Origin of the sequence: Kaistella flava (ex Peng et al. 2021) (assembly GCF_015191005.1) — a bacterium.
GTDB lineage: Bacteria > Bacteroidota > Bacteroidia > Flavobacteriales > Weeksellaceae > Kaistella > Kaistella flava.
The window spans coordinates 3,690,538-3,716,699 of the sequence record NZ_CP040442.1 but is presented as its reverse complement, the minus strand read 5'-3'; the positions used below and the strand labels follow the sequence as shown (position 1 = coordinate 3,716,699).

Here is a 26,162-nt window from a genome sequence, read left to right as displayed (position 1 = left end):
TTTCGTGCTGCAATTTTTCCTTCGCTTGTTAAGTTTGACGGGAAGACAAAGATGTAATTTTTAAACGTCAAAAAAAAATCTTTGTCCTATTGATTAATTAGAAATATATTTGTATGACTAATTCACCACTTAAGATGATACACACAACTCACACAATAAGAGTACGTTACGCAGAAACCGACCCGATGAAATACGTCTATTATGGCAACTATGCTACCTATTTTGAAGTAGCTCGAGTAGAACTTTTTCGGGAACTTGGGATGCCATATGATGAGATAGAACACCGTGGAATCTGGTTGCCGGTCTCCCAATTTTCCATTAAGTATTTAAAACCAGCTCTCTACGATCAAAATCTCGAAATTCATACTTTTATTAAAAAAATTCCGGGCGTACGAATCGATTTTGAATATGAAATTTATAATGATTCTAAAGAGAAAATTACGGAGGCAAAAACAACTTTATTTTTCCTTGATTCGAAAAAAAACAAAGTGATAAAGTGTCCAGATTTTTTAATGAAACTTATTGAAAAAAATTGGAAAGATTAAATTAAATAAACTTTAAAATAATTTACTTTTAAGAAATTTATCAAGTGTTCTTGACAAAGATTTTTAATAGATAATTTTTATTTTAAAGTTTGTCAAATTTCGATTTCTTCCAAAAATTACATTATTCAAAGTTTTGGTGAACTTTATTAACAATACTGTAAAATCAAAAATAAAGCTTTTGTGAGTTTTTGAGTTTTAAAAATTACAGTTCAGTTCCGGATTCAATTTCGTAAGGTTCTTTATCTTTTTCAAAAACTCTGGTCATCTCATTTCCTTCAACGGTAATTCGATTTCCAATTCTTCGAATCCAATTTCCTTCCCGAAGTCCGATCACCTTTGTATCATTTTGAGTTAAGAACTCTTTGATTCTGGTTTCGCGCGTTTCACCGTTATGTTTTAAATCCGGATTTGGATCCAGATAATGAGGGTTAATATTAAAAGGAACCAAACCCATACATTCAAAACTTGGCGGATAAACAATCGGCATATCGTTGGTGGTTTTCATATTCAGGCCACCAATATTCGATCCGGCACTCGTTCCCATATAAGGTTTTCCGTTTTCTACATTCGTTTTTATAGTTTGCATCAAATTTTTTTCATGCAAAGTTTTCACTAATAAAAAAGTATTTCCGCCACCGGTAAAAAAACCTTTCGCTTCATTTACTGCTGCGATTTGATTTTCAAATTCATGCAATCCTTTCACCTTAATATTAAGTTGTGCAAAAAACTCTTTTGCAGTAGCGGTATAATCATCATGCGAAATTCCGCCAGGTCTTGCGAACGGAATAAAAATGATTTCGTCAATTCCTTTAAAAAGTTCAGTAATTTCTGATTTAATATAACCCAAATAGGTTCCACCAAAAAGCGTAGAAGTCGATGCTAACAGGATATTCATAGTTATAACAATTTTAATTTTGAGAAGCGTAAAGATAATCAATTGAAAATATCTTAAAATCGACCCCATCGATAATTATCATATTAATAAAATTATTCCTGATTTTTGTCAACTTTCTGTTAATATATTTAAAAACTTCTTTTTATGAATAATTACAAAGTATATTTGCATAGAATTTAACAACTAAAACACTTTATTATGAATTACACGATTGTTGGTCTTTTTCCAAGCCAGGAAAACATCAAAGAAGTTTCTGCAGGAATTGAAAAATCAGGAATCAAAAACCAGGATTACATCATTTACAGAACCGACAAAGAAAATGCGCCGGACCTGAAAAGAAACTTCTGGAAAAGACTCTTCGGAACTTCGAAAACAGAATTAAATAACACTACCGATCATTTGATTACAAGTGTTTCTGTGAAAAATGAAGAAGAATTTAATAATGTGACAAAATCTTTTAATGACAATAAAGTCGTAAAAATCTATGAATTCAAAGATATGACGATTGATGAAGCAAAAGATTTGAATTACATTAAGAAAATTGTAGCACTTCGCGCAAAATCGCACATTTATGCGATGCCGGAAATCACAGTTTCTCCAACCCAAATGAACTAGTCATCTACTGACACTTTCTATTATTTTAAAATTGTAATCCGTCTTGTTATTTAACGAGACGGATTTTTTTGGTTTTAATTTGAATTAAAAATGAACTAAAAAACCTCTACGATTTAAAAATTTTAAAAATAACTTTAATATAGCCGCTCTATTCGAATGGCTTTTTTATTTTTGCTGAATGAAAATCGCATTCCTAGGTCCACACGCAAGTTTTACGCAATTAGCATGTTCCCAAATTTTTCCAGAAAACGAACTTATTCCACAATCCAGCATTTTAGATTGTTTCAATGCTGTGATCAATGGCGAAGTTGATAAAGCCGTGGTTCCTTTAGAAAACTCGATTGAAGGAACTGTTTCAATGACTTTGGATTATCTCTATGATTTTGCTGGAATTCATATTGAAACAGAAGTGGTAATGCCGATTGAGCATCATTTAATGATTCACCCTGAAAATGAAAATTTCAAAACGATTATTTCGCATCCCCAAGCCTTAGCGCAAACTTTTCATTTTCGTCACGAACATTTTAAAAATAGAGAAACCCGGGATTTTAACTCTACCGCAGCAGCTGCAAAATTAGTTTCCGAAAACCCACAGGAAAAATGGGCCGCAATTGCGAATTCTTACGCGGCGAAATTATACGGCTTAAAAATCATCAATTCTAATATTCAGGATTTTGAGCAGAATCACACTAAGTTTATCGTAATTTCAAAAAAGGATCATTTATTACTACTCAACATTCCAAAAACTTCAGAGAAAACGTCTTTACTAATAACGCTTCCTGAAGATCACGCGGGAGGTCTACATCAGGTACTTTCTGTTTTTGCCTGGCGACAGATGAACCTTTCAAAAATTGAAAGCCGAACATTGAAAACGGGCTTGGGAAATTACTTTTTCTTCATTAATATTTCTAATGAATGGCACCCTATTCTATCGGAAAATGCGCTCGAAGAATTATTATCAATTGGAGCAACCGTCAAATTTCTGGGACATTATAATGAGTATTTGTTGGAAAGCTAATATTTTGAAGATTTGGAAAAGTTCAAAATCAATACTTATCCTTCCACTTCTTTTTGAGTTGATCAGCAATTTTATTTTCGGTAGAATTATTTCCGGGTTTGTAAAAAGAAGTTCCTTTCAATTCTTCCGGCAGAAATTCTAAATCAACGAAATTCCCTTCGTGAGAATGAGCGTAATCGTAGTCTTTTCCGTAGTTTAAATCCTTCATCAATTTGGTTGGAGCATTTCTTAAGTGCAATGGAACTGGAAGATTTCCAGTCTTTTTAACATTAGAAATTGCCTCATTAATCGCCATATAAGTAGAATTGCTTTTTGGCGAAACTGCCAAGTAAACCGCTGTTTGACTTAAAATAATTCTGGCTTCCGGATTCCCAATGACGTTGATTGCTTGAAAACAATTATTCGCCATCACCAAAGCATTAGGATTTGCCAATCCAATATCTTCTGAAGCTAAAATCAACATTCGTCTAGCAATGAATTTAATATCTTCACCACCAACCAGCATTCTCGCTAACCAGTAAACCGCACCATTCGGATCAGAACCTCGCATCGATTTGATGAAGGCTGAAATAATATCATAATGCTGTTCGCCATTTTTATCATAAAGCGCCATGGTTTCCTGTAAAACCGAAAGCACATCTTGATTATCAATTTCTTTTTTTTCAGAATTTTTAAATTGATTCAATACATTTTCTACCGCATTAATCAACTTCCGAGCGTCGCCACCAGAATATTGAATCAATGCTTCATTATCTTTAATACTGAAATCCGAATTTGAATCTTGATTAAATTTTTTCAAAGAAATATCGATCAACTCTTCTAACTTTTCATATTCTAAAGCTTTCAGAATATAAACTTGAGAACGGGAAAGCAAAGCTGAAACAACCTCAAAACTAGGATTTTCAGTCGTTGCGCCCATTAACACCACCCAACCTTTCTCAACTGCATGAAGCAAAGAATCCTGTTGAGATTTATTAAATCGGTGAATTTCATCAATAAATAAAATCGGTGATTTTCCGGAAAAGAGGTTTTGCTTTTTAGCTTCTTCAATGATTTCTCTAATATCTTTCACTCCACTTGAAACGGCTGAAAGTTTATAAAATTTCCGTCCAGAAGTTTCTGAAATAATTTCTGCTAAAGTCGTTTTCCCAGTTCCGGGTGGTCCCCAAAAAATAAGAGAATTCAAAGTATCATTCTCTAACATTTTCCGAATCGGTCCGTTTTTTCCGGTCAAATGTTCTTGCCCCAAAACCTGATCTAAAGTTTTTGGTCGTAGTTTTTCGGCAAGTGGAGCATTAGAATTCAAGATAGAAAATTGAAGTTTTGGATAAAATAGGACGGGTTCAAATTTAAAAATCAAAGATACTTAACTTATAGGATAGCAACTTTAAAGATAAACTTAAAGCAAATTTAAACTATTTAGTTATTTTTGCAACGCAATGTTCAACAAAATCATCACATTTCCTTTGGTTGTCCTGATAAAATTTTATCAGTGGTTCATCTCTCCGTTATTGCCAAAAAGCTGCCGGTACGAACCAACCTGCTCCAGCTATATGATAGAAGCCCTGAAAATTCACGGCCCGATAAAAGGTTTATGGTTAGGCTCGAAAAGGATTGCACGATGTCATCCTTGGGGCGGAGAAGGTTATGATCCGGTGCCACCAAAATGTAAACATTAATTATAATTTTAAATTTATGAATAAATAATATGCTGACTTTATTATACTCTACCTGGGATCCGTCCACAGGAATTCCTTTAGGACCAGTTACCCTTCATTACTATAGTTTAATGTTTATTTTCGCTTTTGGTCTCGGCTATGCGCTGATGACGAAAATTTACAAAATTGATAACGTTAACTTAAAATATGTAGAACCACTTTTCACCTGGACCTTAATCGGAACTATATTAGGAGCCAGATTGGGACATGTTATTTTTTATCAGCCGGAACTTTTCAAACAAGATTTCTGGTCGGTATTTTTACCAATCCGCACAAAACCACATTTGGAATTCACGGGATTTTCAGGATTAGCAAGTCATGGTGCAACGATCGCTTTGATTTTCACAACCTTATATTACAGTATAAAAATCATTAAGAAAAATCCATTTTGGGTTTACGATAGAATCGGTATTCCTGTTGCTTTAGGCGGCGCTTTCGTAAGAATGGGAAACTTTTTTAATTCTGAAATTATCGGAAAACCAGCACCTGAAAATTCTCCGTTTGCGATTTTATTTCCACAACAGAGTTCTGAATATGGAGCAATTGTTCCTCGCTATCCAACGCAATTATTTGAAGCAGCTGGTTATTTCTTACTCTTCATTTTATTGTGGGTTTTATACCGATACACCAGAAAAAAATACCATCAAGGTTGGTTGTTTGGTTTATTCTTTGTCATCCTGTGGGCGATTCGATTCTTTGTAGAATTCCTGAAAGAACCACAAGGTGACGAATTCATTCATATTGCAGGATTAAATACCGGACAAATTCTTTCAATTCCATTTATGATTGCCGGATTCGTGATTATGTGGTATTCGAAAAACAATGTAATTACCGAAGAACAAAACGAAAAACCAGAATAGGTTTATAGCATTAATTTACAAAAAGAAAATTCCTTTTCCTCGTTCCTAAAGGATGTGAAATTTCTTTTAAAATCAATCCTTCCGATCATTTGGAAGGATTTTTTTTAGTTTAAATATTTGAACACTGTTCCTATTTCATCAATTAAATCTGAAGGCAACATCGCTTCTTTTGAAAATTTTTGTGCTGCAAAATCTCCGGCTTTACCATGAAGCCAAACTCCAAATATCGCTGCATGTTCAGGTGAATAATTCTGAGCTAAAAGAGAAGTGACAATCCCCAGCAGAACATCGCCACTTCCACCTTTCGCCATTCCTGCATTCCCGGTAATATTATAATAAACCTGATTATCAGCAGTAATAATCTGCGTATGGTGATCTTTCAGAACAATATAAATTTGTAATTCCTGTGCTTTTTGACGCGCAAGTTTTAATCGTTCAAAAGAGTTTTCAGTCTTTCCGAAAAGTCGCTCAAATTCTTTTGGATGTGGCGTGATAATCGATTTTTTAGGAATATGCTTTAAAAACTGGGTATGTTTTGCAATAATGTTTAGTGCATCAGCATCAATAACTAATGGTTTTTTGTACTGTTTCAAAAACTCCATGAATGCAGATTCTGTTTGGAAATTTGTTCCTAAACCTGGTCCTATTCCAATGACGGCATCTTCTTCAAAGTCAAAATTGATAATATGATTTTCTCCGCCATTAATAAACATCGCTTCTGGACAAGAAGTTTGCAAAATTTCATAACCGCATTTTGGAGCGAGTATAAAAGTTAATCCACTCCCCGATTTCAGCGCGGCTTTTGTTGCTAAAACAGCTGCGCCCATTTTACCGTAACTTCCCGCTGCAAGGTTTGTTTTTCCATAAGTCCCTTTATGTGAAAATTCACTTCTGATATTATAAATTTTATGAATCAATTTTTCTCCGGTTACAAATTCATTAGATTCCTCTGAGGAATTAAACTCGTCGCTCAGAAAAATGTCCATGATGTGAATATTGCCACAAAAAACTCCAGTCTCGGGATGCAGCATTGCTTTCTTCCAGGCTTGGAAAGTCAAAGTTTCATCTGCTTTAAAAACAATTGCATTTTCGTCAATCATTTCATCTGCCATTAAACCAGAAGGAATGTCAACAGAAACTCTTGGGAAGGGTAACTCATTTAAAAATTTAATTAATGTAGCAATTTTACCTTCAATTTTTCTATTGAGTCCGATTCCGAAAAGAGCGTCAATGATGACCGAATTTTCTTTAAATGTAAAATCGTTAACCTGCTCGAAATCGAGAATATCAATTGCTGAAATTTCTTTGCACCGTTGAAAATTAACTAAAGTATCTTCTGAAAATTTTTGATTTTCGTCTGTGAAAACTGTGACGTCAAAACCTTTGTAATACAACAATCTTGCAATTGCAAAACCATCGCCACCATTATTCCCCTGACCGCAAAAAATAGAGAACGAAAACTTATTTTCAAAATTATTAAAAAACCAATTCACGCAAGATTGCGCTGCTCTTTCCATTAATTGGAGAGAAGAGACGCTTTCATTTCTCATCGTAAATGAGTCCCATTTTTTAATTTGTGATGCTAAAAAAATTTTCATTTGATAAAATTATTTTATTATTTAAAACTACTGAAAATATTCAACACCCAATAGCTTTCGTAAGTTTTTTTAAAAAAATTAGAATTTTCTGCAATTAAACGACCTGTTTTAAAATAATTTTCTATTTTTACTCTGTAAAAAAAATTTAAAACATACAATTATGGGAATCGTTCAAGAATTTAAAGCGTTTGCATTCAAAGGGAATGTATTGGATTTAGCCGTTGCAGTAATTATCGGAGCTGCTTTTGGAAAAATTGTTTCTTCATTGGTTGAAGATGTAATTACACCGCTATTATTGAATCCTGCGTTAAAAGCTGCAGGCGCAGAAAACATCTCAAAATTAGAATGGCATAGCGTTACTTATGGGAATTTTCTTTCGGCAGTAATCAGTTTCCTATGTATTGCCATTGTTTTATTCCTTATCATTAAAGCTGCTACCAAAATGCAGAAACCAGAACCAGCACCGGCACCCGCTGGTCCTACTCAAGAAGAGCTACTTGCAGAAATTAGAGACCTATTGAAAAATAAATAATAGCATTTACTATTAAACAAGAAAGACGCACTTTTCAGTGCGTCTTTTTATTTTTAAAGAAGATTGCTTTTGCTAGTAAGTTTGTAAAATACTGCAAATCTGTTCGGCTAAAGAAAGTCCGATTCGATCTTGTGCTTCAACGGTTGAAGCTCCTGTGTGTGGACTTAAAGAGATTTTTGGATGGTTTAAAATCTGCTTAGAAGGAGTTGGCTCATTAGTAAAAACATCTAATCCTGCGAAAGCAATTTTCCCACAATCTAGCGCATTGATTAAGGCTTGTTCGTCAATAACACCACCTCGGCTACAATTGACAATCACTGCACCATTTTTCATTTTTACAAATTCAGCTGCACCAATCATGCTACCTTCTTTCTGGGCAGGAACATGAAGCGTAATAAAATCTGCATGTCTTAAAACATCTTCTAAAGGTTCTGTTTCAATATCAACATTGATGAATTGGTTGTTATAGAACTTCACTTTTATGCTCGCACGTCCGATATTATTATCGGCAGCGATGACGCGCATTCCTAATCCCAAAGCGATTCTTGCAACTTCCTGACCGATTCTGCCCATTCCGACAATCCCTATGGTTTTGCCACGAAGTTCAATTCCTTTCTCGTACGATTTCTTTAATTGATTAAACTGAGTATCGCCAATTAACGGCATTTTTCGATTTGAATCCTGTAAAAATCTTGCTCCACAAAACAAGTGTGCAAAAACAAGTTCAGCGACAGAAGCTGAAGAAGCCGCCGGCGTATTGATTACATGAATGTTTTTCGAACGGGCATAATCAACATCGATATTATCCATGCCTACGCCACCACGACCAATGATATCCAAACTTGGGCAAGCATCAATCAACTCTTTTCTAACGAGTGTTGCACTCCTCACCAAAAGTGTCCTTATCTGATGTCCATTGATAAAATCTGCTAAAAATTCCTGAGGAACTTTAGTGGTTATTACTTCGAAACCTTTTTCTGTTAGTGCATCAATTCCTGATTGATCTAAACCGTCATTTGCTAATATCTTCATCCCTTATTTTAATCGTTAAAACCTTCTATCGTTTCTGTTTTCTCTATCATATCTGTAAACTTACCTTTATATCTTGTCGCTTTAACGATGTGATTATCGATCCAATGATAATTTCCACCACGTGGTTTTCCACATAAAACGCTATGGTATTTGAAGCCATGTTTATCAAGCCAATCGATGGTAATTTGTTTTAAATTTTCTGTTCGGGAAGTAAAAAAGCAAATAATATGGCCTTGATCATACCATCTGTTAATCGTTTCTAAAGCGTCCAAGTATGGTTCGCAAGTACTCATCCTTTCGGGTTCTTCATTCGGCACATCATCTGTAATTGTACCATCGATATCAATTAAATAATTCTTGACATCACCTTTAAGCATTGGGCTTAAATGATCTTTGTATTCTAATTCCATCATAAAAAATTTAACGATCAAAATTACAAAATTTCGTTGATTTTCAGCCTATTAAATGTTTTTATCATTATACATTACGGTTTTTAATTTACTTAAAGAAGATTTGGATCCGATAAAACGTTCATTATAAAACGATATTTTCATGAATTTCTTTGAAAGCTCAATTCCGTGTATCACTGTTTTTGAAGGTTAAAATGAAGTTAAAAATTTCCTTAATAGATTTATTAATGTTAATTTTGTGAAGATGGAAGAACAAGTAGTTTTAATCTCAGAAAATGATGAAGTTCTGGGTTTAATGGATAAAATGCAGGCACACGAAAACGGACTTTTGCACCGTGCTTTTTCGGTTTTTTTGTTTAATGAAAAAGGAGAAGTTCTCTTGCAAAAAAGAGCTGCCGAAAAATACCATTCTCCAAATCAATGGACGAATGCTGTTTGTTCCCATCCAAGAGTTAATGAAACCTATCTGGAAGCTGCACAGCGCAGATTAAAAGAAGAGTTAGGAATCGAAGGAATGGAATTAACTCCAAAGTTTCATTTTATTTATAAAGCTGATGTTGGTGGAAATCTTTGGGAACATGAATTAGACCACGTTTTTACCGGAAATTATGACGGAGACTTTTCATTGAATGAGGAAGAAGTTTCAGAGATCAGGTATATTACTATGGAAGCTCTTGATGCAGAAATGGAATCGAATCCGGAGAATTTTACGGAATGGTTTAAGATTATTCTTGGCGAATATAAGGACAGACTGTGAGAGATAAATAATAAGTAATTGTGAATGGTGAATGGTAAATGGTGAATTATAAACTCAAACATCCAATTACATAAGAACTCTTCTACCAAAAATCCTCCGAAAGAAAACAGGAAAGTAATTATAGCCCCGATGGAAGTGGCATCCCACGAATCCGCGACAGCGGTGAGTGGATATAACGGACAGCGGGACGGGTTTTCAAAGAAACTAAAATCTGGTTGCTCCTAAAAAAATAAATTAATAAAAAGAAAATATGAAAAGAACTCCTTTATTTGAGAAACATGTGTCGCTTGGTGCGAAAATGGTGCCTTTTGCAGGTTTTGAAATGCCTGTGCAATATGCTGGCGTAACGCAGGAACATTTTACGGTTCGTGAAAAAGTGGGCGTTTTTGATGTTTCGCACATGGGTCAGTTTTTCGTAGAAGGTCCTACCGCAAAGGATTTACTACAGTACGTTGGCACCAATAATGTGGACACGCTGGAAAATGGAAAAGCGCAATACACGTGTTTGCCAAATGGAAACGGTGGAATTGTTGATGATTTGATTGTTTATAAAATGTCTGATGAAAAATATTTCGTGGTTGTAAATGCTTCGAATATTGAGAAAGACTGGGCGCACATTTCTAAACATAATGAAAAGTTCGGAGCGAAATTAACCAATGCTTCGGATGAAATGTCTTTGTTGGCAATTCAAGGTCCGAAAGCGACTGAAACTTTGCAAAAAATAACGGACGTTAATCTTTCTGAAATGCCGTATTATCACTTTTCAGTGGGAACGGTTGCGGGAGTTTCGGACGTGATTATTTCGAATACTGGCTATACAGGAAGTGGCGGTTTTGAAATTTATTTTAAGAATGAAGATGCTGTAAAACTTTGGGACGCCATTATTGAAGCAGGTGAAGAATTTGGAATCGAACCTTGTGGATTAGCTTCCAGAGATACTTTACGTTTGGAAAAAGGTTTCTGTTTATACGGAAATGACATCGATGATACGACTTCTCCGCTTGAAGCAGGATTGGGTTGGATCACGAAATTTGATAAAGATTTTGTGGACAAAGAACGTTTTGCAAAACAAAAAGAAGAAGGTATTACCAAGAAATTAGTTGGTTTTGAAATGCAGGAAAGAGCAATCCCAAGACATGATTATTTGGTGGTTGATGCTGAAGGAAATGAAATCGGAAAAGTGACTTCTGGAACGATGAGTCCGATGAAAGGAATTGGAATTGGATTGGCTTATGTGGCGACTGGTCACAACAAAATCGGTTCTGATATCTTTATTCAGATCAGAAATAAAAATGTTCCGGCGAAAGTGGTGAAGACTCCTTTTGTGTAAGACATTTTAAAATATAGGAAACAGAAAAGCGACTGAAAAATCAGTCGCTTTTTTCGTGAGTTATTGTATGTTATTTGATCTCAATTGTTTTCAGTGTCGGAGAATAGATTTCTTTTTTCGGTACTGAAACTTTAAGGATTCCATCTTCGTAAGTTGCCTCTATTTTGTCGGTTTCGACCAATTCTGGCAAGGTGAAAGAACGGCTGAAAGAACTGTAGTTAAATTCTCTTTTGGTGAAGTTTCCATCCTTATCTACTTCTTCATTTTCCGATTTATTTTCACTTGAAATACTCAATACATTTCGATCCAAGTTAATTTTAAAATCTTGTTTTTTAATTCCTGGCGCAGCGACTTGTATTTCAAAACGATTTTCCTCCTCTTTTACGTTGACGGATGGAATAGTTAACGAGTTTTCAGCAAATGGTCTTCGGTCAGATCCCATTAAATCTTTGGTGAAAAAGTCATCGAAAAAACTGTTTCTTTTGCTTAAATTATTCATTGTATTTAATTTTTGGGTTAAACATTTTCGATTAATTATATCAAGAAGTTTACAAATACAATGCCTTTTAAGTTTAAGCGACAAAATTTCACATACCGCTGGTTTAATGGACATTAAGTCATATATTCAACATTAATTCCTTTGGAAAAATAAAAAATTGACTTAGTTAGGAATATGCTGGAAACAGAAATTATTTCCAATACGGGTATTTCTTTTGCAGCGCGATCCTGATTTTGTGGTTGCATAACACCTATTCTGGGAATTAACTCCCGGAGTTTTCTTAGGTATTGAAATTATTCCAAAAGTTTGTCTAACAGGTGGTTTACAAATACTACAGGAAGTGAGTCCAGATTGAACTGCTTTATCTATTGGTAAAGATGATGAAACATTTTTCACCATTCTGCAACTTGATAGATGGTATTTAGAACCGGACGGCGTTTTATAAACCGTTTGTGCTAAAAGGTTTATAGATAAAAATAGGATGAATAATAATCTTATCATTTCCCGCTAAAAAACTGTTCTAAATTTTCAATATTGTTTTTATCATTTCCTACAAAAATTTCTTTGTCCGTAAGGAAAACTGGTCGTTTCAAAAAAGAATAATGATCTAATATTAATTCCTTAAAATCGTTTTTTTCTAAAGATTTGAGCTCAATATTTCTGGCTTTTATTTGAGTTGATCTTCGGCTGAAAAGCGCTTCGTAAGATTTTGTAAGTTGATACATTTGGGCTAATTCCTCTTCAGTAATCGGTGCACTTTTGAGTTCACGTAATTCCCAATCGGAAAGATTAAACATTTTTAAAATCTTCGTACAGGTTCCGCAGGTTTTTAGATAAAATACTTTTTGCATGTTTCAAATTTAGGGATAAATTCAAGATTTTAAAAATTAATGAATACCTTTAATTTTTAATAAGAATTTATGCAAAATAAAACAGTTTTTCAGTTTATATCGGAACCTAGCGATGTTAATTATGGTGGCAATGTTCACGGCGGAAGTGTAATGAAATGGATTGATCAAGCAGGTTACGCTTGTGCGAGTTCTTGGTCTTCCAGTTATTGCGTCACCGTTTACGTGGGTGGAATTCGCTTTTATTCGCCGATTAAAATTGGTCATATCGTAAAAGTGGAAGCGGAAGTTATTTATACTGGAAAAACGAGCATGCATATCGCTATCAATGTTTTCTCACGAAATATCAAAAGGAAAGATTTCGAAAAGAAAACACACTGTATAATTGTTTTTGTTGCCGTTGATGATGAAGGAAATTCTGTGGAAGTTCCGAAGTTTATTCCAACAACAGAGCAGGATAAACACATGGAAAAGTATGCTATAAAATTGATGGATCTGCGGAAAAAGATTGAGGATGAAATGAAGCCGTTTATGTAATTCAAATTGAAACTTCGCTATAAAAGAATGTTCTGAAGATGATTAATGAATTGGTACTGAATTTGTTCAATTTATATACTTAAAAAATAAGCATTCAACTCATTTTTAAAAAACATCCCAATTATGAAAAATCTAAAATTAGCAACACTGTCAATATTGATGAGCACCTTTGTTTTTTCATCATGTGAAAAGAAAGTAGTTGTACAAAATCCTACTGATAACACTACCAAAACTTCAAAAACAGAAGTGATAAAGTCTAATTCAGAGGCGTCTAACGCTGAGCAAGATCTTCCACAAAAAGTAAAAAATTTTTTAACTGAACATTATGCAGGTATTCCAATTTCAAAATATAAAGTAAAAACAAATACTAGGGGGAAAGAATACGAGGTTAAATTAAATAATGGTGTTGAAGTGGAATTTGACAACAGCGAGAACTGGAAAGATATTAAAGATTATAATGGAGTTCCCGACGTTCTGGTTCCTGCCAATATAAAAGCGTACGTAAATAAAAATTACAAAGACATAAAAATCAAAAGCTTGGAGCGAAAATCTGATAAAAACATGATCAAAGCTGATCTTCTAAATGGCATTGATTTAGACTTTGATATGAATGGGACTTTTTTAAGAATTGACTAATGGAAAAGTAACAAATAATACCAATTATATTTATAAAGCAGTCTAAAAATAACCTTACCAAAAACTTTCAATTTTGATTGAAGATTTATTGTACTTTATGCCACGAATGCACGAATATTCAAAATCAAACATTCGTGCATTCGTGGCATCATTTTTCCAAAATCAGACTCATTAATACTTATAACTTGTATAAATTGATTACAAAATAACGATATAAATAAAAACTCCTTTCATTACTGAAAGGAGTTTTGTATAATTAATACGAAATATTTATCTCGCAATATTCACAGATCTTGTCTCGCGAATTACCGTTACCCGAACTTGTCCTGGATACGTTAACTCTGTTTGAATCTTCTCAGAGATGTCGTAAGAAAGTTGTGCAGATTGATCATCGCTCACTTTTCCACTTTCTACCATTACTCTAAGTTCTCTACCTGCCTGGATTGCATAAGCGCTGGAAACACCATCAAAACTTAAAGCAGCAGCTTCTAGGTCTTTCAATCTTTGGATATACGATTCTAACACTTGTCTTCTTGCGCCTGGTCTTGCTCCAGAAATCGCATCGGCAACCTGAATGATTGGTGATAATAAAGTCGTCATTTCTACTTCGTCATGATGAGCTCCAATTGCATTTACAACCTCAGGATTTTCACCGTATTTCTCCGCCCACTGCATTCCTAAAAGCGCGTGTGGTAATTCAGATTCCTGTTCTGGAACTTTACCGATATCGTGAAGTAAGCCTGCTCTTTTCGCCAACTTAACGTTGAGTCCTAATTCTGCAGCCATTGTTCCTGCGATGTTGGCAACCTCTCTCGAGTGTTGCAATAAGTTCTGTCCATAAGAAGAACGGAATTTCATTCTTCCCACGATTTTTACTAATTCTGGGTGAAGTCCGTGAACTCCTAGATCGATAACCGTTCTTTTACCAACTTCGATGATTTCTTCTTCAATCATTTTCTTGGTTTTATCGACCACTTCTTCGATTCTCGCTGGGTGAATTCTACCGTCAGTTACCAAACGGTGAAGTGAAAGCCTTGCAATCTCTCTTCTAACCGGATCAAAGCACGAAAGTAAAATTGCTTCCGGAGTATCATCGACGATGATTTCAACACCTGTAGCAGCTTCTAAAGCACGGATATTACGACCTTCTCTACCAATAATTCTACCTTTAACTTCATCAGATTCGATATTGAACACAGACACCGAATTTTCAATCGCCTGTTCTGTACCAATTCTCTGAATCGTTTGAATAACAATTTTCTTAGCCTCCTGTTTAGCATTCAATTGCGCTTCAGCCATAATGTTTTGCACATGAGCTTGAGCTCTCGTTTTAGCTTCTGCTTTTAAAGCTTCTACCAATTCGTTCTTCGCGTCTTCTGCTGAATAACCTGCAATTCTTTCTAAAATTTCTACTTTTTGAGCTGTTACCGTATCTAATTCCTGTTGTTTTCTTTCAAGAATTTCATGTTTTTTACTGTAATCTGCAATTTGACGGTCAAGGTCTTTTTCTAATTTTCCTGTTTTGCTCAATTCGTCATTAAGCTTTTGTTCTTTGTCTTTGATTCTCTTTTCAGAATCCTGCATTTTTCTTTCTCTGGATTGAATGTCTGCGTCATGTTGCGATTTCAGTTCCATGAATTTTTCCTTGGCCTGAAAATGCTTTTCTTTCTTAATTGATTCCGCCTGTACGGTGGCTTTTTCTATAAGATTCTCGGCATTTTTCTTTGCATCTTCTACGATGAATTTTGCTTTTGCGTTAAGACCGCTTTTGGAAAAAACCATTCCAATTACAGCTCCTATACCTAAGCAAACAATACCGATAATTATAGCGATAGTTGTTGTCATATATGTTTAGTTTTAATATTAAGTATGTTAAAAATCAATCTGTTATCATTTAAAATTCCTTTGTTTTAAAATGCTTTAACGTTGATTATTGATTAAAAAAAAGCCTACAATAATTCACGGATTTAGAGTAAACTCCTAATCAACACGATTTGAACTGTTTTCTATTTTCTGTAATCCGAGCAAGTCGGCACGCCATTAAATAAACTTTCGTTCGGTAATAGTTTTGCGTTGAGTTTACCTGTAATGTGTTAGAACTATTGTAGGCAGTCGTTGATTGGAAAAGAAAAATCTACTTTTCCAACTCTTCCAGAAATTGATTGATATTTTTCAATCGCTCCGTGGAATCTTTTATATTTTTATCGTTATTGATTTGTGCGACTTCAGCGTTGGTTCCTAATTTTAAGCAACACATTGCCAAAGCATCTTGTTTATCTCTAACGTCAAAATTCTGTTCAAAATCTTTAATCATCGCTTCAATCTGTTTCCCCACTTTTCGCAAAGTTTCTTCCTCTGCGGAGGGCACATTCAACGGATAACTCCTTCCGGCAATCGTGATGGTTATTCTTCTTACATCCATTACAATCCACTATTTTGAAGTTCCGCAATACAATAATCTACCTCTTTGATTAACCGATTTATATGATTTTTCATCAATCGGTTGTGGTCTGGATTTCCTGATATTGCTGAATAAAGTTTTATATCTTTTTGTTCTTCTGCTAAAACCTGATTTCTCTTTCTCTCCTCTTCGTATTTCATCTTCAACTCATCATGCTCCTGATTTAATTCTAAAAACTTTTCGTTAAGATTCTCGTAGTTCTTACTTACCGCTAAAATCTTCTTTTCTAAAATCGAAAAATTATTTTCTAAATCTTTGAGCATTTCCCAGGTTAATTTATTCTAACTCTGTAGCAAAAATATAAAAAATTAATTTGAAAGTATAACTTATTGAAGACTAATTTTAGAAATTACAAAATAAAAAAAGAGAAAGCCCTGGAACCTTCTCTTTTGTATTAAAAAACAGTATTATTTTTACTCAAATTTCAGTACAAACATGAATGCTCTACTTTTTGCATTTGAAATTGCAGACGTCCAATATGGCGGTGTTTCTGCATTATCAGCAACCGATTCATTATTGATCATAAAAGTTCCTCTGAAGCCCGGAGTCAATTTAAATCTGCTGAAATAAAACTGCATCCCGATTTCTGCTGACCAAGCAAAGTTACTCGCAGTGGTGCGAAAAATGCCTTGTTGATTATCATCTTCAGATTTACTGTTGGATTGTAAATTCATCATCCAGTTTACTCCTGCTGCAGCGTACGGTCTGGAGTTATACCAACGGTCACCATGTACTTCAATTAATACAGGAATATCTACATAAGTAGATTTTACCGTTCGTAATTTATCTGCTTCTGTTAAAACTCTCGGAGTAAAAGGTTGGTTTGCGGGAGTTCCTGCTGCGAACTGATCGTTCGACTGGGTATCGAAATAGATTTCACGTTCTACAAATTGCAATCCCGGTTCTACTCTTAAATCAAAATAATCATTTAATCTTAATTTCCCGATAAGACCAGCGCCGAAACTGTAGGCTGATTTCGTTTGAACCAAACTTTTCTGACCATCCATTCCGAACTTTGGGTGAAGAACCAATTTATAATCGAAATTATTGGCAGCAAGAAAAAACCCATAACTGAATTGTTGCTCATCAAATCCTTCCAGATTATCCATCCTGTCTTTGGTTCTGAACAATTGTGCATTGCTAAATGTCGCGAAACATAGCGCAGCAACGATGCCCGTTTTAAAAAAGTTTTTCAACATATTATTATTTAGTTGCCTTGTAAATAGTTGCGATTCCTAAACTTAGTTTTTTGTATTCTACTTTTTTAAATCCAACATCTAAAAGAATAGTTTTCATTTTTTCTCCGAATGGAAAAGCATTTACAGAATCTGGCAAATAGGTATATGCACGATTATCTTTTGAAACCAATTTACCAATTTGTGGCAAAATATTTTTAAAATAAAACATATAAAATGGAGCTAAAAACCCTTCAACCTTAGAAAACTCTAAAATATAAACGCTTTTATCTTCCTTCACTACCCTTTTCAATTCTGACAAACCTTTTTCTAAGTTCTCGAAATTACGCACTCCAAAAGCAACGGAAACCGCATCGAATTTATTGCTTTCAAAAGGAAGATTTTCTGCATCTCCTTTGATCATTTCGATTTGGTTGGTCAAATTAATTTTCTTGATTTTTTCAATACCAACATTCAGCATTTGTTGAGATAAATCTAAACCGATCATTTTTGCGCCAGTACCTTTTTGTACAGCGATTGCTAAATCTCCAGTTCCGGTGGCAACATCCAAAACTTCTTTCGGCTGATCAGCATTCATCCATTTAACCAAAGTATTTCTCCACAAAACATCAATTTTCATAGAGAGTACATGATTCAACAAATCATATTTCGGGGCAATATTGTCGAACATATCTTCGACTTCTTTTTTCTTTCCGGCTTCGGTATTGTAGGGGGTAACTTGGTTCAAAATATCTTATTTAAATTGATAATATTCTTTATAATAATTCAAAAAATCTTGTTTTCGGAAAATCTTTGTTCTGGATTCTACTTTCTGGATATTTTTTACAACTCCATCGTAATCTTCATCGATGTTATAATAAAAAGCATCGGTATATAATTTATTAAAACGCACCGGACTGTTCAGATATAATTTTCCATCTATGTCAGTCTGTTTTCTTACTGCAATCAAAGAATCTTTATTCAATCCGTAACCGTAAAACTGTTCATTAACGTAATAATCCTGATGAGCGATATTTAACAGGCCACGGTTTTTATTCACTACAAAACCTGAATCATATAACATCTTCTTCTGACCGTCAAAAACTTTAATATCATTTTTACCTTTTTTTAAATCAACATGTACTTTCTGACCTGCGGAAATAATTTTCTCGCCTTCATTATTAATGTTAAAATAATAGGTTTGGTCGGTAGGATTATCTACAAGGTAATAATTTTTTTTGGCTAAAAAGAAATTATAAATCCCAAAGGCGCACAATACAGTAATAACTGATATAATTAAACCTTTGGTAGATGGACTGATTTTCATATAAAATATTCTGGTGAAAAAACTTTTGCAAATTTAATAATAATTTTGTTTTATTGCAGTACAATAATAATTCTTAAATTTGTCCTCAATTTTTCATATAAATATATGCCCAATACAATCATAATCGGATCAGGAAGTTATATTCCGACAAAGGTAATCGGTAAAGAACATTTCATGGACTCTGTTTTTTATACCGACGAAGGTGACAAAATCGATAAACCGAATGAAGAAGTCATTCAAAAATTTGTAGAAATTACCGAAATCGAAGAGAGACGATACCTAGAAGAAGATGAGTTTAACTCTGATTTGGGACATCGTGCAGCCAAAGAAGCAATTGCTGATGCGAATATTGACCAAGAAGATTTAGACTATATTATTTACGCAAGTAATTTTGGTGATGTTGACCAAAATGGAATGAGCAACTTTATGCCTTCTATGTCTTCCAGAGTGAAAAATAAACTCGGCATTAAGAATAGAAGAACAGTCAATTATGATATGATCTTCGGTTGTCCAGGTTGGGTTGAAGCCATGATTATGGCAGACACACTTATTAAAGCTAAAAAAGCAAAATTAATATTGGTTATCGGAGCCGAAACTTTAAGTAGAGTTACAGATGCTTTTGACCGTAATAAAATGATCTTTGCTGACGGAGCTGGTGCTGTTGTTGTAAAAGCAACTGATGATGAATCCGTAGGAATTATTGCTGATTCTACGATTTGCGATAATGGACCAGAATTAAATTATCTCGAAAATGCTCCTTCATTGAAAAAAGATGAAGACCGCAGACCTTTATATATCAGAATGCATGGAAGAAAAATTTATGAATATGCATTGAAAAACGTTCCTGACGCCATTAAAGAAACCATTGACAAAGCAAATTTAACAATCGACGATATTGATAAAATCCTAATTCATCAAGCAAATGCAAAAATGGATTATGCCATGATTTCCCGTTTATTTAAATTATACGGAAAGTCAGATTACGATCACGATGTTTCGCCAATGACGATTCAGTTTTTAGGAAATTCTTCTGTTGCGACGATTCCGACTATGTTTGACCTTATTATCAAAGGAAAAATGAAAGGTCAATCTTTCAAAGAAAAAGGAAATGTCGTGTTCACTTCTGTAGGAGCAGGAATGAACATCAATGCAATTGTTTATCGTTTTCCTTAATTAAAAACTTCAAAAATATAGAATAGCACAAAATTTGTTTTTGTGCTTTTTTATTGACTAAATAAAACATGCAAAGAAATATTTTAATCATAACAGGAATTTTATTCGCCCTAGAATTCTACGTTTACCAAGCTTTTAAAACCCTAACCAATAATAACTACTTAAGAATTGCTTACGTGGTAATTACACTCTTAGTTTATTTGTTTTTTCTCTATGAAGTGCTGAATTTCAAAAGGACAGACCGCGATCATTCTCGGGTACAACTCATTTCGTCAGTCTTTATGATTTTCATGCTTCCTAAACTTCTTGTCGCTTTCTTTCTTTTAATTGGAGATATAGGAAGAGGTCTTCAATTTACCTTTCAATCATTTGGTTCAGGTGAAAACCATTTTCCGGAACGTCGCAAATTTTTAAGTATCGTAGGAATAGGAAGTGCTGCACTACTTTCAGGTTTATTTTTAGATGGAATTATTTTTGGAAAATACAGGCATTCGGTCAGAAAAGTGAAATTAAAAATCGCTGGTTTACCCAAAAGTTTTAAAGGTTATAAAATAGTTCAAATTTCAGATGTGCACTCCGGAAGTTTTTTTCATCCTGAAAAACTACAGAAAGCCATCGATTTAATTAATGAGCAAAAGCCAGATTTAGTTTTATTTACCGGCGATATGGTGAATAATTATGCATCTGAATTCAAACCTTTTATTCCATTATTTAAAAGCATACAATCTAAAGATGGTAAATTTTCAATTCTCGGAAATCATGATTACGGTGATTACGGCGCCTGGGAATCAATGCAGGAAAAAGCCCAGAATATTCCAAATCTAATTGAACTGCAAAAACAAGCAGGTTTTGAAATGCTTCGAAATGAACACCGAATTATTGAAAAAAACGGTGAAAAGCTATATTTACTTGGTGTAGAAAATTGGGGTGAAAAACCTTTTCCTCAATATGGGGATTTGGATAAAGCAGCACTTGGAGTTCCTGCTGAAGCTGCAAAAATATTGATGAGTCATGATCCAACGCATTTTGATTATGTCGTAAAAAATCATCCTTCAAATGTACAACTCACGCTTTCAGGACATACTCACGGAATGCAATTCGGGCTCGATTTGAAAAACGTCCGCTGGTCTCCCGTACAATACCGTTATAAAAAATGGGCAGATTTATATGAAAGCAACGGAAAACTTCTTTATGTAAATAGAGGTTTCGGCGTAATTGGCTATCCGGGAAGAGTTGGAATCGATCCAGAAATCACCTTATTTGAATTGAGTTAAATTAAAAACAAACCACATGGTTGAATTTAAAAAAGCATCAGAGAAAGACATTCCTCTTCTTCAGCAGTTAGCAGAAAAATCTTGGAATTCCGCTTATGCAAACATTTTATCGAAAGAGCAAATCGAATATATGTTAAGCGAAATGTATTCTCACACAGAAATATCGAATCACTTTCGAAATCCAAATTATCATTATTATGTGATTGTAAATGATGATCTTAATGCTGGGTTTATCGGCTTTGAAAATCATTATGAAAAAGATACTACCAAACTTCATCGCATTTATCTTTTAGAAGAATTTAAAGGAAAAGGTCTTGGAAAAAAGGCAATTAATTTTTTAAAAGATAAAGTAGCTGAAACTTCAGATAAAAGAATTGTCTTGAACGTAAACAAAGACAATTCGGCAAAAAAAGTTTACGAATCACAAGGTTTTAAAGTGTATCATGATGAAGTTTTTGACATTGGAAACGGATATGTTATGGATGATTATTTAATGGAATTCAGCTTCCAAGCTTCATTAGAAACAGAATAATTTTCTATTTGGTACGGTTTTAGAAATATCAATTTTAATAACATTAAAAATTAAAATGATGATACGTGCAAATTTACTTTCAAAGATTCAGATTTTCATATTGGCACTTGTTGTAAACCTTGCAATCGTTTTTGTAAAAGCGCAGGAAAAGGGAGCCGATTTAAAAGTTGATATCAATGTGAATAAAGATAATGACATGATGGGAAGCGACTGGACGAATAATCCATTATTGTGGATGATTGGCGCTTTAATTCTTATTATCATTATTGTTTTAGTAGCAAGAAAAGGCGGACGAAAATAAATTATAATAACATATAAATTAAATTCCGAAATTGTAAAGTTTCGGAATTTTTTTGTGTTTGAATAATCGGAAAAAAAATAAATAAGAATCCTATTACATTTATTTTTAAATTATTTTTGCACCCAACTAAAAAACAGAATTGTACAAAATGAAAACAAAACTTATTTCTCTTCTACTCGCGTTAGGTTTCATGGTGATTTCCATTAATGTAAATGCTCAACAGCAAAACCTGAAAACACTCAAGGAGCAAGCTCAAGTGGTAAAACTCAACGCGGATTTAGTAAGTAAGAAAATTGATTTGGAAAAAGAAAGACAGGTCAACGTCAAGCTTTCAGAAGACGTAAAAACTCTTGATAAAAAATCAGATCGGACTACGGATAAATTCTCACCCTCAGACCCGAAAACAACTGCTAAAGATGCGAGAAACGCAGCGAAACTTTTAAGAAAAACAGAAGCTGCCAATAGAGAGTTGAGAAGAAGTAATTTAAGAATACAAAAAATAGAAAAAGATATTCTGAAATTAGAAGACAAACTTAACAAACTCGAATATACTGTAGAAATTAAAGAAAACTAGTTTCTTATTTTCATAAAAATCAAAATCCCGAAACTTCTGAGTTTCGGGATTTTTGTTGAAATAAAATGGAGCAAAAATATGGCCCAATATTAAATATTTGGGGCTTATTATATAAATGATTTAGTCATAAAAAAGTTTCTTTTAATATTATTCTAAAATCTCTATACTCCTTATCACCAAATCTTAAAACAGAATTTGAAAATTATTTTAATCACCATCTAATATAAATCACTATTAATTCAAAGTTCACGTAAGGAAAATTGGTCAATCAGTGGGAAAATTATCATGCTTAAAATGCTTTTGCTCCAAATACACTAGCAACCCATCTGAGATGATAAATCTGTTCACATCATTTTAAACACCTATTATTTATGTAACATTTAATGTAATAATGTAACAATATTTTAAAATTTCTATCTCATCTTTACGTTATTCTATATTCAATAAATCTCTTTATTCTTTAAATTTTCATTACTAAAGAAGTTTTACATGAGATTTAAAAATTGTAAGAAACATCTGTTCTGTATCCTAAAAACATCAAGATGAGCCACTCAATTTATCCTTTAAAGTTCGATCCTATCTACCAATATCGCTTATGGGGCGGTAGAAAACTGGCAGATTTACTTTCAACACCACTTCCTGAAAACGAACCTATTGGGGAAGCCTGGATTTTAAGCGATCGAAAAGATCATGCAAACGAAGTTTCTGAAGGTCCACTGCAAGGGACAACTCTTACAGAGTTAATGAAAGATTTCAAGTACGAAATTATGGGTAAAATGGGCGATTGGTTCGACCAGTTTCCACTCCTCTTAAAGTTCCTGGATTGTAAAGAAGTATTATCAGTTCAAGTTCATCCTTCAGATAATCAAAAAGAATATATTCCAAAAGGAGATTCAGGCAAAACCGAAGCTTGGGTCGTTTTGGAAACAAGTAATGACAGCCGCATTTATGCAGGTTTAAAAAAAGGAACCACCAAAGAGAATTTGCTGGATTCTATTGAAAACAATTCGGTATCCGATTGTCTTCATAGTTTTGTACCCAAAAAAGATGATGCGCTATTTATTCATTCCGGAACGGTTCATACCCTCGGTGGGACCGTCGTTTTTGAAGTTCAGGAAAACAGTGACGTTACATTCCGTCTTTATGACTGGGACAGAACAGATCCGAAAACTGGAGAACCTCGCGAACTTCAAGTAGAAGAAGCGATTGACTGTATTGATTATAATCAGGTTGATATCGAACCAGTAATTCCGGTAAAAAGTCCCGATTTTAATAACAGTGAGAAACTTTTCGATGACGAGCATTTTAAGCTTTGGCGAATTAAAACCCAATCAGAAATGACCGTTGGTTTCAAAGATGAACCAGCGATTTTAGTTTGCACCGACGGAAAGGGTTCGGTAAATTATAATGGTAAAGAATATTTGATTGATAAAGGGGAAGTGATGCTTATACCAGCAATAATTGGGCAACTCAGCCTTCATCCCAAACAAGAAATGACGCTTCTTCAAATCGCTATTCCAGATAAAAAACTGAATTATTCATTATGAAAAAACTCATTGTTTTCGATTTAGATGGCACCTTGGCCAAGAGTAAATCTGCGATTGACAAGGAAATGGCAGAACTTCTATATCATTTATTAGAAGTAGCTAAAGTCGCCATTATTTCAGGTGGTGATTGGCCTCAGTTCGAGAAACAGGTCTTGAAGCATTTACCAAAGAATTCAATATTAAAAAAACTATCAATTCTTCCTACTTGTGGGACAAAATTTTACCAGTACAAAAAAGATTGGAAGGAATTATACGAAGAGAATTTTACGCCAGAAGAAAGAAAAAAAATCCTCGATAATCTACACACTGCGATTGAAGCAGCTCATCTTGATATTAAAAAGACTTGGGGAGAACAAATTGAAGATAGAGGAAGTCAAATCACCTTTTCTGCATTGGGACAGAAAGCGCCGCTCGACGCAAAAAAAGATTGGGATCCTGATTTTAAAAAACGCAAAAAAATTGTGGAACCGCTCAAAAAGACTTTAAAAGGATTTTCTATTGGCATGGGAGGAACGACTTCTATTGACATTGTAAAACCAGGAATTGATAAAGCGTACGGAATAAGAAAACTTAATGAAATTTTAGAAATAAAAATTCCACAAATGCTCTTTATTGGAGATGCATTATTTGAAGGTGGTAACGATCATCCGGCGAGAAAAACTGGTGCAGATTGTATTCAGGTAAGAGATCCTGAAGAAACTAAAAGAATTATTGAAACAATCATTGCTTGTTTAAAACCTAAAAAAGAAAAACAATGATACCCTTCCAATTACATCGAATCTGTACCATCATGAAACCCGAGGAAGGCAACGAGTTGGAAGTTGAAGGCGTGCTAAATCCTGCAGTAACTCGGGGCCCAGATGGAAATCTTTATCTCTTTCCACGTTTGGTTGCTAAAAATAATTATTCGCGTATTGGCATTGCCAAAGTGATATTTAATAAAGAGGGTGACCCGGTAGATGTAGAGCGTTTGGGTGTTGTCTTAGAACCTGAAACAGATTACGAGAAACGCCCGAATGGCGGTGGCGGTTGTGAAGATCCCAGAATAACTTACGTAGAACCTGTGGAGCATTATATTATGACTTATACGGCTTACGGACCGAATGGGCCGCGCATTGCCATGGCGAGATCGAAAGATCTGTTTACGTGGGAAAGAATGGGATTGATTTGTTACACTCTTTATAAGCCCGTCGATTTCAATAATGTTAATGATAAAGATGCCAGTTTTTTCCCAGTAGAACTTCCCAGTCCGCACAATCATCAATCGATTGCAATGTTACACCGTCCTCTTTTTCCGGATACCATACCGGAAGCAACGGTTAAACTTGATAAAGATCGAAATATAGATAAGCACAAAGAGAGTATTTGGATTTCCTATTTTAATTTGAAAGAAGGAAAACAAACCTCTCTGGAAAATGCAAAATTTACGTCGCATTATCGCTTAGCTTCTCCAGAAAATCCCTGGGAAAATTTAAAAATTGGAGCCGGAGCACCACCCGTACTGACTAAACATGGATGGATGTTGGTGTATCATGGTGTGCACAAAAGAGAAGGTTACACCAAAGAAAATCCTAAATACTGCTATTCTGCAGGAGTGATGATTTTATCAGAAAAAGAGCCTCAAAAAATATTATACCGTTCTGCACATCCCATTTTAACTCCAGAATTACCAAGTGAAACAATCGGAACTGTTGGTGATGTCGTATTTCCAACAGGTACAGATCGCCGTGATGATATTGGGCAGCCCAATAGAATAGATGTGTATTATGGAATGGCAGATGACAGAATAGGTGTTGCTAAAATGATAATACCCGAAAGTTTGCCTGAAAATTAAATGAGCTTTTGATAACTTGAACAGTGAATTTGAACCTAAAGAAATGAAATTTTAGTCACAGCAAAATTCAAAAATGATTGCTAAATTCCTTTTAAAAATCTTAATGATATTTAAAAATTAAATTAAAAAAAAAT

General features: G+C 34.2%; 31 protein-coding genes. 18 read left to right on the top strand and 13 right to left on the bottom strand.

Annotation, left to right across the window (positions count from 1 at the left end):
- Positions 1-134: 134 nt before the first annotated feature.
- Positions 135-545, top strand: a complete 411-nt coding sequence (locus Q73A0000_RS16830; RefSeq protein ID WP_193812050.1) for an acyl-CoA thioesterase — start codon at positions 135-137, stop codon at positions 543-545.
- Between the two features lie 202 nt (positions 546-747).
- Here Q73A0000_RS16830 and pepE read toward each other — a convergent pair whose 3' ends face one another.
- Positions 748-1,440, bottom strand: a complete 693-nt coding sequence (pepE, locus tag Q73A0000_RS16825) for a dipeptidase PepE (RefSeq protein ID WP_193812049.1) — start codon at positions 1,438-1,440, stop codon at positions 748-750.
- A 198-nt stretch (positions 1,441-1,638) separates the two neighbouring features.
- Between pepE and Q73A0000_RS16820 the strand changes: the two genes are divergently transcribed.
- Together Q73A0000_RS16820 and pheA are read left to right on the top strand one after the other, a co-directional pair.
- Positions 1,639-2,055, top strand: coding sequence for a hypothetical protein (locus Q73A0000_RS16820; RefSeq protein ID WP_193812048.1), 417 nt, complete (start codon positions 1,639-1,641; stop codon positions 2,053-2,055).
- 178 nt (positions 2,056-2,233) lie between these two features.
- A complete protein-coding gene (pheA, locus tag Q73A0000_RS16815) occupies positions 2,234-3,073 on the top strand; it encodes a prephenate dehydratase (RefSeq protein WP_193812047.1) in 840 nt (279 codons plus the stop codon).
- A 28-nt stretch (positions 3,074-3,101) separates the two neighbouring features.
- Here pheA and Q73A0000_RS16810 read toward each other — a convergent pair whose 3' ends face one another.
- Complete coding sequence (locus Q73A0000_RS16810) at positions 3,102-4,379, bottom strand: replication-associated recombination protein A (RefSeq protein WP_193812046.1); 1,278 nt, start codon at positions 4,377-4,379, stop codon at positions 3,102-3,104.
- 133 nt (positions 4,380-4,512) lie between these two features.
- On the opposite strand from Q73A0000_RS16810, the gene yidD reads away from it, so the two are divergent.
- Positions 4,513-4,752: a membrane protein insertion efficiency factor YidD gene (yidD, locus tag Q73A0000_RS16805; protein WP_193812045.1), complete on the top strand. Its 240-nt coding sequence runs from the start codon at positions 4,513-4,515 to the stop codon at positions 4,750-4,752.
- Between the two features lie 29 nt (positions 4,753-4,781).
- The gene (lgt, locus tag Q73A0000_RS16800; RefSeq protein ID WP_193812044.1) at positions 4,782-5,651 is read left to right on the top strand and encodes a prolipoprotein diacylglyceryl transferase; all 870 of its coding nucleotides are present in this window, start codon (positions 4,782-4,784) and stop codon (positions 5,649-5,651) included.
- A gap of 104 nt (positions 5,652-5,755) precedes the next feature.
- Here lgt and Q73A0000_RS16795 read toward each other — a convergent pair whose 3' ends face one another.
- On the bottom strand, positions 5,756-7,249 hold the full coding sequence (locus Q73A0000_RS16795) for an NAD(P)H-hydrate dehydratase (RefSeq protein ID WP_193812043.1): 1,494 nt from the start codon (positions 7,247-7,249) through the stop codon (positions 5,756-5,758).
- Between the two features lie 160 nt (positions 7,250-7,409).
- On the opposite strand from Q73A0000_RS16795, the gene mscL reads away from it, so the two are divergent.
- A complete protein-coding gene (mscL, locus tag Q73A0000_RS16790; protein ID WP_193812042.1) occupies positions 7,410-7,781 on the top strand; it encodes a large conductance mechanosensitive channel protein MscL in 372 nt (123 codons plus the stop codon).
- 72 nt (positions 7,782-7,853) lie between these two features.
- Here the strand turns inward: mscL and Q73A0000_RS16785 are convergent, their stop codons facing one another.
- Both Q73A0000_RS16785 and Q73A0000_RS16780 read right to left on the bottom strand, forming a co-directional pair.
- Positions 7,854-8,813: a D-2-hydroxyacid dehydrogenase gene (locus tag Q73A0000_RS16785; protein ID WP_193812041.1), complete on the bottom strand. Its 960-nt coding sequence runs from the start codon at positions 8,811-8,813 to the stop codon at positions 7,854-7,856.
- 8 nt (positions 8,814-8,821) lie between these two features.
- A complete protein-coding gene (locus tag Q73A0000_RS16780) occupies positions 8,822-9,223 on the bottom strand; it encodes a phosphoheptose isomerase (RefSeq protein ID WP_193813764.1) in 402 nt (133 codons plus the stop codon).
- A gap of 244 nt (positions 9,224-9,467) precedes the next feature.
- Between Q73A0000_RS16780 and idi the strand changes: the two genes are divergently transcribed.
- Together idi and gcvT are read left to right on the top strand one after the other, a co-directional pair.
- A complete protein-coding gene (gene idi / locus Q73A0000_RS16775) occupies positions 9,468-9,980 on the top strand; it encodes an isopentenyl-diphosphate Delta-isomerase (protein ID WP_193812040.1) in 513 nt (170 codons plus the stop codon).
- Positions 9,981-10,230: 250 nt separating this feature from the next.
- Positions 10,231-11,310, top strand: coding sequence for a glycine cleavage system aminomethyltransferase GcvT (gene gcvT / locus Q73A0000_RS16770; protein ID WP_193812039.1), 1,080 nt, complete (start codon positions 10,231-10,233; stop codon positions 11,308-11,310).
- A gap of 70 nt (positions 11,311-11,380) precedes the next feature.
- Here the strand turns inward: gcvT and Q73A0000_RS16765 are convergent, their stop codons facing one another.
- Positions 11,381-11,809 (bottom strand): Hsp20/alpha crystallin family protein, encoded by a 429-nt coding sequence (locus tag Q73A0000_RS16765; protein WP_193812038.1) that lies wholly within the window; start codon positions 11,807-11,809, stop codon positions 11,381-11,383.
- 497 nt (positions 11,810-12,306) lie between these two features.
- Complete coding sequence (locus Q73A0000_RS16760; protein WP_193812037.1) at positions 12,307-12,660, bottom strand: arsenate reductase family protein; 354 nt, start codon at positions 12,658-12,660, stop codon at positions 12,307-12,309.
- Between the two features lie 69 nt (positions 12,661-12,729).
- Here Q73A0000_RS16760 and Q73A0000_RS16755 point away from each other — a divergent pair, with 69 nt between their 5' ends.
- Both Q73A0000_RS16755 and Q73A0000_RS16750 read left to right on the top strand, forming a co-directional pair.
- The gene (locus tag Q73A0000_RS16755) at positions 12,730-13,194 is read left to right on the top strand and encodes an acyl-CoA thioesterase (protein WP_193812036.1); all 465 of its coding nucleotides are present in this window, start codon (positions 12,730-12,732) and stop codon (positions 13,192-13,194) included.
- A 123-nt stretch (positions 13,195-13,317) separates the two neighbouring features.
- Positions 13,318-13,830 (top strand): PepSY-like domain-containing protein, encoded by a 513-nt coding sequence (locus Q73A0000_RS16750; protein WP_193812035.1) that lies wholly within the window; start codon positions 13,318-13,320, stop codon positions 13,828-13,830.
- Between the two features lie 270 nt (positions 13,831-14,100).
- Here Q73A0000_RS16750 and rny read toward each other — a convergent pair whose 3' ends face one another.
- The 6 genes from rny to Q73A0000_RS16720 all read right to left on the bottom strand — a co-directional run bounded on the left by rny (position 14,101) and on the right by Q73A0000_RS16720 (position 18,793).
- Positions 14,101-15,675, bottom strand: a complete 1,575-nt coding sequence (rny, locus tag Q73A0000_RS16745; protein ID WP_193812034.1) for a ribonuclease Y — start codon at positions 15,673-15,675, stop codon at positions 14,101-14,103.
- Between the two features lie 289 nt (positions 15,676-15,964).
- A complete protein-coding gene (locus tag Q73A0000_RS16740) occupies positions 15,965-16,252 on the bottom strand; it encodes a cell division protein ZapA (protein WP_193812033.1) in 288 nt (95 codons plus the stop codon).
- Positions 16,252-16,554, bottom strand: a complete 303-nt coding sequence (locus tag Q73A0000_RS16735; RefSeq protein WP_193812032.1) for a hypothetical protein — start codon at positions 16,552-16,554, stop codon at positions 16,252-16,254. Before Q73A0000_RS16735 ends, Q73A0000_RS16740 begins: the two co-directional genes overlap by 1 nt.
- Before the next feature lie 150 nt (positions 16,555-16,704).
- Entirely contained in the window at positions 16,705-17,490 is a 786-nt protein-coding gene (locus Q73A0000_RS16730) for a porin family protein (RefSeq protein ID WP_193812031.1), read from the bottom strand.
- Between the two features lie 4 nt (positions 17,491-17,494).
- Positions 17,495-18,157, bottom strand: coding sequence for a bifunctional demethylmenaquinone methyltransferase/2-methoxy-6-polyprenyl-1,4-benzoquinol methylase UbiE (ubiE, locus tag Q73A0000_RS16725; RefSeq protein ID WP_410504134.1), 663 nt, complete (start codon positions 18,155-18,157; stop codon positions 17,495-17,497).
- A 63-nt stretch (positions 18,158-18,220) separates the two neighbouring features.
- Positions 18,221-18,793: a hypothetical protein gene (locus Q73A0000_RS16720; RefSeq protein WP_193812030.1), complete on the bottom strand. Its 573-nt coding sequence runs from the start codon at positions 18,791-18,793 to the stop codon at positions 18,221-18,223.
- Positions 18,794-18,898: 105 nt separating this feature from the next.
- Between Q73A0000_RS16720 and Q73A0000_RS16715 the strand changes: the two genes are divergently transcribed.
- The 8 genes from Q73A0000_RS16715 (at position 18,899) to Q73A0000_RS16680 (ending at position 26,028) form a co-directional block, all read left to right on the top strand.
- Positions 18,899-19,966: a 3-oxoacyl-ACP synthase III family protein gene (locus Q73A0000_RS16715; RefSeq protein ID WP_193812029.1), complete on the top strand. Its 1,068-nt coding sequence runs from the start codon at positions 18,899-18,901 to the stop codon at positions 19,964-19,966.
- Between the two features lie 68 nt (positions 19,967-20,034).
- Positions 20,035-21,240, top strand: coding sequence for a metallophosphoesterase (locus tag Q73A0000_RS16710; RefSeq protein WP_193812028.1), 1,206 nt, complete (start codon positions 20,035-20,037; stop codon positions 21,238-21,240).
- A gap of 16 nt (positions 21,241-21,256) precedes the next feature.
- Positions 21,257-21,772: a GNAT family N-acetyltransferase gene (locus tag Q73A0000_RS16705; RefSeq protein WP_193812027.1), complete on the top strand. Its 516-nt coding sequence runs from the start codon at positions 21,257-21,259 to the stop codon at positions 21,770-21,772.
- 55 nt (positions 21,773-21,827) lie between these two features.
- Positions 21,828-22,073 (top strand): hypothetical protein, encoded by a 246-nt coding sequence (locus Q73A0000_RS16700; RefSeq protein ID WP_193812026.1) that lies wholly within the window; start codon positions 21,828-21,830, stop codon positions 22,071-22,073.
- Between the two features lie 148 nt (positions 22,074-22,221).
- Complete coding sequence (locus Q73A0000_RS16695) at positions 22,222-22,647, top strand: hypothetical protein (protein ID WP_193812025.1); 426 nt, start codon at positions 22,222-22,224, stop codon at positions 22,645-22,647.
- Positions 22,648-23,189: 542 nt separating this feature from the next.
- Positions 23,190-24,194 carry a type I phosphomannose isomerase catalytic subunit gene (locus Q73A0000_RS16690; RefSeq protein WP_193812024.1) on the top strand — a complete coding sequence of 335 codons (1,005 nt, stop codon included), beginning with the start codon at positions 23,190-23,192 and terminating at the stop codon, positions 24,192-24,194.
- Positions 24,191-24,952 carry an HAD-IIB family hydrolase gene (locus tag Q73A0000_RS16685; RefSeq protein WP_193812023.1) on the top strand — a complete coding sequence of 254 codons (762 nt, stop codon included), beginning with the start codon at positions 24,191-24,193 and terminating at the stop codon, positions 24,950-24,952. The genes Q73A0000_RS16690 and Q73A0000_RS16685 overlap by 4 nt, the downstream gene beginning before the upstream one ends.
- Complete coding sequence (locus tag Q73A0000_RS16680; RefSeq protein ID WP_193812022.1) at positions 24,949-26,028, top strand: glycosidase; 1,080 nt, start codon at positions 24,949-24,951, stop codon at positions 26,026-26,028. The genes Q73A0000_RS16685 and Q73A0000_RS16680 overlap by 4 nt, the downstream gene beginning before the upstream one ends.
- The last annotated feature ends 134 nt before the right edge of the window (positions 26,029-26,162 follow it).